Annotated in this window: 7 protein-coding genes; 1 reads left to right on the top strand and 6 read right to left on the bottom strand. The window is 65.7% G+C overall.

Going from position 1 to position 6,356, the window contains the following annotated elements:
• Positions 1-143 precede the first annotated feature (143 nt).
• Positions 144-1,043, bottom strand: a complete 900-nt coding sequence (locus tag CAG29_RS27910; RefSeq protein WP_085586849.1) for a LysR family transcriptional regulator — start codon at positions 1,041-1,043, stop codon at positions 144-146.
• Positions 1,044-1,201: 158 nt separating this feature from the next.
• Between CAG29_RS27910 and CAG29_RS27905 the strand changes: the two genes are divergently transcribed.
• Positions 1,202-2,218, top strand: a complete 1,017-nt coding sequence (locus tag CAG29_RS27905; protein ID WP_085695455.1) for an alpha/beta hydrolase — start codon at positions 1,202-1,204, stop codon at positions 2,216-2,218.
• Between the two features lie 55 nt (positions 2,219-2,273).
• On the opposite strand, the gene ycaC is transcribed toward CAG29_RS27905, so the two are convergent.
• The 5 genes from ycaC to CAG29_RS27880 form a co-directional block, all read right to left on the bottom strand.
• A complete protein-coding gene (ycaC, locus tag CAG29_RS27900) occupies positions 2,274-2,900 on the bottom strand; it encodes an isochorismate family cysteine hydrolase YcaC (protein WP_085586847.1) in 627 nt (208 codons plus the stop codon).
• 69 nt (positions 2,901-2,969) lie between these two features.
• Positions 2,970-4,808, bottom strand: a complete 1,839-nt coding sequence (locus CAG29_RS27895; RefSeq protein ID WP_085633790.1) for an amidohydrolase — start codon at positions 4,806-4,808, stop codon at positions 2,970-2,972.
• A gap of 45 nt (positions 4,809-4,853) precedes the next feature.
• A complete protein-coding gene (locus tag CAG29_RS27890) occupies positions 4,854-5,480 on the bottom strand; it encodes an antibiotic biosynthesis monooxygenase (protein ID WP_085695454.1) in 627 nt (208 codons plus the stop codon).
• Complete coding sequence (locus tag CAG29_RS27885; RefSeq protein WP_085695453.1) at positions 5,473-5,889, bottom strand: DoxX family protein; 417 nt, start codon at positions 5,887-5,889, stop codon at positions 5,473-5,475. The genes CAG29_RS27890 and CAG29_RS27885 overlap by 8 nt, the downstream gene beginning before the upstream one ends.
• A gap of 214 nt (positions 5,890-6,103) precedes the next feature.
• On the bottom strand, positions 6,104-6,356 hold a 253-nt coding region (locus tag CAG29_RS27880; protein WP_256577337.1), incomplete at its 5' end, for a DUF6124 family protein.

Below are 6,356 nucleotides of genomic sequence, written 5' to 3'. Positions count from 1 at the left end.
AGAAAGGGCGGGACGAGAAGTCTCCCACGGTCCGTACTGGCTAGAGTCGGATTCTTGCTTTTAGTCCCGCCCACCCCTTCAAGTCTAAACATACAAGCTTGCCTGCAAGCGATGAGGCCGGCCCATCCAGCATCACCGCTCGCTCACAGCACGCAATGCGCCGGATCCAGCCGCTCGCGCAGGAACTCGATCAGCGCCTGCACCGGCCGCGATGTCTGGCGGTGCTGCGGGTACACCGCCGACAGCGTCAGCGGCTCGGGCCGGAACTCGTCCAGCACCGGCACCAGCCGCCCGTCCTTCAGCGCCGAGCCCACGATGAACGTCGGCAGATACGTGATCCCCATCCCCGCCACCGCCGCGTCCCGCAGCAATTCACCGTTGTTGACCCGCATCCGCCCCGCCACATTCACCAGCAGCGGCTTGCCCGGCCCCGCGTTGAACCGCCACTGCACCGAACGGCCATGGCCGTACGGCAGGCAATCGTGGCCATGCAGGTCTTCGGGCTTGAGCGGCGTGCCGCGTTCGGCCAGGTAGGTTGGGCTGGCGCAGTACACCCGCTCGATGGCCGCGATGCGCCGGGCGATCAGGGTGGAGTCCTCCAGCACGCCGATGCGCAGCGCCAGGTCGTAGCCCTCGCCCAGCAGGTCCACCGGTCGGTCGCTCAGGTCCACCTCCACCGTGACCTCCCGGTAGCGCTGCAGGAACTGCGGCAGCAGGCACCCCAGATGCGCCACGGCAAACGACAGCGGCGCGCTGAGGCGAAGGGTGCCGCGCGGTTCGGCGGTCTGCCCGGCGATGCCTTGCTCGACCTGTTCCACTTCGCCAAGCAGGCGCAGCGCCGATTCGTAGTAGCTTTGCCCCAGCGGCGTGACGTCCAGGCGCCGGGTCGAGCGGTTGAGCAGGCGCACGCCCAGGCGCTCCTCCAGCTGCATCAGCCGGCGGCTGACGAACTGCTTGGACAGGCCCAACTGATCGGCCGCCGCCGTGAAGCTGCCGGAGTCCATGACCTGGCAAAAGATACGCATGTCTTCAAAGGGGTTCATTGTCACTCCATGGTGGACAGTCAAACGCTTTATAGCCGCTTTTTCACTTCCTGGCACTTCAATAATCTGTGTCCACGGTGTTGCTGAGGCCGGAACCCAGCGCCGCAGCAGCCCGATCCCACTACAGAAAACGCCAACGATTGAAAAAGGAATTGACCATGAGCCTCAAGCACACCCTCACCGCCTCCCTCCTCGCCCTGTCCATCGGCAACGCGTTCGCCGCCGGCAGCCCCGGTGTCGAGCACAACACCCAGGCGTTCCTCGACGCCCTCGCCGCCGGCGGCGGCAAACCGCTGGAGCAACTGAGCCCCAAAGACGCCCGCGCGGTGCTGACCGGCGCCCAGGCGTCGGTGAAGGTCGACCTGTCCGGCGTTGAAGTCAGCGACAAGGCAATCAAGGCCGACGGCCAGACGATCAACCTGAAGGTGGTGCGCCCGGCCCAGGCCAAAGGCGATTTGCCGGTGTTCATGTTCTTCCACGGCGGCGGTTGGGTGCTGGGCGACTTCCCGACCCACCAGCGCCTGATCCGCGACCTGGTGGTCGGCTCCGGTGCCGTCGCGGTGTACGTCGACTACACGCCGTCGCCGGAAGCCCACTACCCGACCGCGATCAACCAAGCCTACGCCGCCACGAAATGGGTGGCCGAGCACGGCCGGGAGATCGGCGTGGACGGCAAGCGCCTGGCGGTGGCCGGCAACAGCGTCGGCGGCAACATGGCGGCGGTGGTCGCTTTGAAGGCCAAGGAACAGAACACCCCGGCCCTGCGCTTCCAACTGCTGATGTGGCCGGTGACCGATGCCGGGTTCGATAACGGCTCGTACCGCCAGTTCGCAGAAGGCCACTTACTGACCAAGGGCATGATGCAGTGGTTCTGGGACAACTACACCACCAACCCGGCCGAGCGTGCGCAGATCCATGCCTCGCCGCTCAACGCCAGCGCCGACCAGCTCAAGGGCCTGCCCGCCGCGCTGGTGCAGACCGCCGAATTCGACGTGCTGCGCGACGAAGGCGAAGGCTACGCCCGTCACCTGGATGCAGCCGGCGTGCCGGTGACGTCGGTGCGCTACAACGGGATGATCCACGACTTCGGCCTGCTCAACCCGCTGAACCAGGTCCCGGAAGTCAAGGCGGCGGTGCGCCAGGCTGCGGCGGAACTCAAGACCCACCTGAACTGACAGCCTTTCATCACGCAAAAAAATGCCCGCCAATGGCGGGCATTTTCGTTGCCGCTTACTTCGAGGTGAACTTGGTGTAGCTGTTGATCAGGTTGCGGTAGTTCGGCAGGCGCTCGGACAGCAGGTTGGCCAGGCCCTCCATGTCGTTGCGCCAGTCGCCCTGCAGCTCGCAGGCCACGGCGAACCAGTTCAGCAGGTGCGCGCCGGCGGCCGACATGCGTGCCCAGGCGGCCTGCTGCACGGTTTCGTTGAAGGTGCCGGAAGCGTCGGTCACCACGAACACTTCGAAGCCTTCAGCGATGGCCGACAGGGTCGGGAACGCCACGCACACGTCGGTCACCACGCCGGCGATGATCAGTTGCTTGCGGCCGGTGGCCTTGATCGCCTTGACGAAGTCTTCGTTGTCCCAGGCGTTGATCTGGCCAGGACGGGCGATGAACGGCGCGTCCGGGAACTGCGCCTTGAGCTCCGGCACGATCGGGCCGTTCGGGCCGCTGTCGAAGCTGGTGGTGAGGATGGTCGGCAGCTTGAAGAACTTGGCGATGTCGCCCAGGGCCAGCACGTTGTTCTTGAACTCGTTGGGCGAGAAATCCTGCACCAGCGAGATCAGGCCGGTCTGGTGGTCAACCAGCAGCACAACGGCATCGTCTTTGTTCAGGCGTTTGTAGGGAACGTTGCTCATGTGAAACTCCTCGGTGGATGGTTGTTGCGGGCAGCGCCGGTCCTGCGGGCCGACGCCGGGTTGTCAGGGTCAGAACGCGAAGCAGGAACAGCCGAACGCGCCCCAGAAGCCGGCGAAGTCGCTGACCGGCACGTTGGACATCCGCGCCTTCTCATGGCTGTGGGTGTGCACGGCGCACGGGCCGCTGCACTGGTGCACCTGCGCCTGCAACGGCGCGTTCGGGCGCCAGTGGCCGGGGACCTTCGCCACCGGCGACCAGTCCGGCAGCACCGGCAGGCCGGCAGGACCGAGCGTGTCGAAATCGCCGGCGCCGTAGACGATCTTGCCGCCGACCACGGTCAGCACCGATTCGATCCACTTGATGGCCTCTTCCTCGACGCTGAAGAAGTCCGCGCTCAAGGCCGCCAGATCCGCCAGTTGCCCGACCTTGATCCGGCCCTTCTTGCCTTGCTCGGAGGAGAACCAGGCGCTGCCGTGGGTGAACAGTTCCAGCGCGGTCTCGCGGGGCAAGCCCTCTTCGTACAGCGCCAGCCCGCCGACGGTGCGGCCGCTGACCATCCAGTACAGCGAGGTCCATGGGTTGTAGCTCGACACCCGCGTCGCGTCGGTGCCGGCGCCCACCGGAACGCCTTCGGCCAGCATGCGCTTGATCGGCGGCGTGGATTCGGCGGCCTGCTTGCCGTAGCGGTCGACGAAGTATTCGCCCTGGAACGCCATGCGGTCCTGGATCGCGATGCCGCCGCCCAGCGCCCTCACCCGCTCGATGTTCTGCGGGGTGATAGTTTCGGCATGGTCGAAGAACCACGGCAGACCGTTGAACGGGATGTCGCGGTTGACCTTCTCGAACACGTCCAGCATGCGGCTGATGGATTCGTTGTAGGTGGCGTGCAGCCGGAACGGCCAGCGCTGCTCGACCAGGTGGCGCACCACCGGCTCCAGTTCCTGCTCCATGGTCTGCGGCAGGTCCGGGCGCGGTTCGAGGAAGTCTTCGAAGTCCGCCGCCGAGAACACCAGCATCTCGCCGGCGCCGTTGTGCCGCAAAAAGTCATCGCCCTGGTGCAGCTTGACGCTGCCGGTCCAGTTCTTGAAGTCGGTGAGCTCTTCCTTCGGCTTCTGGGTGAACAGGTTGTAGGCGATGCGCACGGTCAGTTGACCGTCCTTGGCCAGTTGCTCGATCACCTGATAGTCGTCGGGGTAGTTCTGGAAGCCGCCGCCGGCGTCGATGGCGCTGGTCAGGCCCAGGCGGTTGAGCTCGCGCATGAACTGACGGGTCGAGTTGACCTGGTACTCCAGCGGCAGCTTCGGCCCCTTGGCCAGGGTCGAGTACAGGATCATCGCGTTGGGCCGCGCCACCAGCATGCCGGTCGGGTTGCCGTTGGCGTCGCGCACGATCTCGCCGCCCGGCGGGTTCGGCGTGTCACGGGTGTAGCCGGCCACACGCAACGCGGCGCGGTTGAGCAGCGCACGGTCGTACAGGTGCAGCACGAACACCGGGGTGTCCGGGGCGGCCTGGTTGAGTTCTTCGAGGGTCGGCATGCGCTTTTCGGCGAACTGGAATTCGTTCCAGCCGCCCACCACCCGCACCCATTGCGGCGTCGGCGTGCGGTCGGCCTGCTCCTTGAGCATGCGCAGCGCATCGGCCAGGGACGGCACGCCTTCCCAGCGCAGTTCGAGGTTGTAGTTCAGGCCGCCGCGGATCAGGTGCAGGTGCGAGTCGTTGAGGCCGGGAATCACGCAGCGGCCCTTCAGGTCCACCACTTGGGTGCCCGCGCCTTTGTGCGCCATGGCTTGGGCATCGGTGCCGACGGCGACGAAGCGCCCGTCCTTGATCGCCACGGCGCTGGCCCGTGGGTTTTCCCGGTCTACGGTATGAAATTGGCCATTGAACAGAATCAGATCGGCGTTCATCGCAGTTCCTTCGACATAAGTGAAACGGATCGGAACCCGCCCGCCTCAGCGCGGCGGGTTGGCGTTGGATTCGTGGTGCCCGTGAGCCCGGCCGGCTTCCAGCCACGGCGCGAACAGGCGCGTGGCGCGGGGCATGCACACGTACACCACCGACAGCACGATGGTCAGGGTGATCAGGAAGGTCGCCACCACGTAGTTGGAGAGAAAGGCGTTGAGCTTGAGCAACGGCCCCCAGATCAGCGGCACCAGCAAGGTGTGCGGCAGAATCACCAACAGCGTCACCACCGCCTGCTTCCAGCGCGGCGGCGGCGAAGCGGCGTCGGCCAGCGGCGCGAACCAGAACTCGTTGACCGGGTTGACCTCGGTCTGGTCGCCGTCGGCCAGCATCGGCGCGGCCTCCTCCACCAGCGCCTGGCGCTGGGGCGAATCGAGCCAGCGCTGCATCGCTTCGGTGGAGCAATAGCGCAGCACGCAGGTGAACAGCGCAAGCCCCCCTTGGCGGCTGCGCATCACGTCCACGCCCAGGTGGCCTTCCTCGCGGCCCGCCACGCTGACGATGTTGCGCAGCCAGGCCTCATAGGGCTGTTCGAAACCGGCCTTGACCCGATGCTTGATGATCAGGGTCACCACTTCATCGGTGCCCGGTTTCTTGGTGGATTGGGTTTCAGGCATAACGGAGCACTCCGGACAAACGGGCACCGAACGCCAGCCGCCCGGGACCGGCGATCAGCACCGTGGAAAAGAGGATCAGCAGCAGCCAGCCGAACTGCCCCTCGGCCACACTCCATTGCGGGTGCACCAGCAGCAGCGCCACCAGCAGCACAAACAGAATAGGCAAGCAGGCCAATCGCGCCAGGACACCGGCGACGATCAGCAGCGGACAGACGACTTCGGCGAAGATCGCCAGCAGCAGCGTGAGGTGGGGGCCGAGCCGGAACGGGTCTTCGATCAGCTGCAGCTGCTCGCTGAAGTGCAGCAGCTTGGGCAAGCCGTGCACCCACAGCAGGAACAGCCCGCCGGCCGTCCGCAGGAACAGCAAGCCGAGGCTTTGCGCCTGTTCATCCCGTTGCGAAGCGTTCATGGCACAGCCCTTGATCAATCATTGGGCTGGATGATGAACCGCCGGGATGAAGAAAAATTGAATGGACGTGCTCTCTTGGCCCACCGCATCTGTGTTGCGCACACAGCCCTGTAGGAGCCAGCCTGCTGGCGATGGCGGCGTGTCAGCCGGCATCACATTCGACTGACCCACTGCTATCGCCAGCAGGCTGGCTCCCACAGGTTTTTGCGTCTGGTCAAAGGGCCGCGTCGGCCTTCAGCTCCAGGCTGTCCAGCACCCGGTTCACCGCCAGTTCGCCGAGCATGATCAGTTGCGCGATGCCCTGCGCCGTGTGCCGGTGCTGGCCGTCCAGCAGCCCCGCAAAGTTGTTGGCCATAACCTTGGCCGAAGTCAGGGTCTCGCAGGCGTCGGCCAGCAGTTCCTCGTTGTCGGCGGCGGGGGCGATGGCGTAGAGCTTGCTGATCTTGAGCGCGGGTTCAGGGACGAAC

Origin of the sequence: Pseudomonas sp. B7(2017), from assembly GCF_002112745.1 — a bacterium.
GTDB classification, from domain to species: Bacteria; Pseudomonadota; Gammaproteobacteria; order Pseudomonadales; family Pseudomonadaceae; genus Aquipseudomonas; species Aquipseudomonas ekonensis.
Note: the sequence above shows the minus strand (reverse complement) of the source record. Positions and strands in the feature narration are given on the sequence as shown.